This is a genomic window from Streptomyces bugieae (assembly GCF_036352915.1).
GTDB classification, from domain to species: domain Bacteria; phylum Actinomycetota; class Actinomycetes; order Streptomycetales; family Streptomycetaceae; genus Streptomyces; species Streptomyces endophytica.
Genome location: NZ_JAZBJP010000239.1, coordinates 1 through 384 on the forward strand (window position 1 = coordinate 1; position 384 = coordinate 384).

Here is a 384-nt window from a genome sequence, read left to right on the forward strand (position 1 = left end):
GATCATCGGTAATCTCCCGGCCGGTTCGCCCGCCCGTGAGACCGAGGAGGGCCAGGTTCCCTTCGAGGTCGCGCAGTTGCTGCTGGCCCTGGAGAACGACGAGCCGATCGAGGTCGTCAGCAGCGAGGACGTCCCCGTGATGCAGGGTGACAACCTGCTGATCGTGCGCCGGGTGAAGCTCTCGGAGAGCCGTATCGCCTGCGTCCAGTTCGACCGGAGCGACGGGGTCCTCGTGACCATCGCCAGCTGGGACCGGCCCATCACCGACGATCTGTACACCCTTCTCAAGCCCCTTCCCGCTGAGCTCTTCCAACAGGGCTGAGAACAGCACGGCTGAAACGTATCTGCATAGGCCGCCCGCATATGCCGGGCGGCCTTTTCGTG

1 protein-coding gene is annotated in these 384 nt (G+C 64.8%); it reads left to right on the forward strand.

Annotated elements, in window-relative coordinates:
* Positions 1–322, forward strand: a 322-nt coding sequence (locus V2J85_RS41060) for a hypothetical protein (protein ID WP_330824451.1), incomplete at its 5' end; no start/stop codon positions are given.
* Between the last annotated feature and the right edge of the window lie 62 nt (positions 323–384).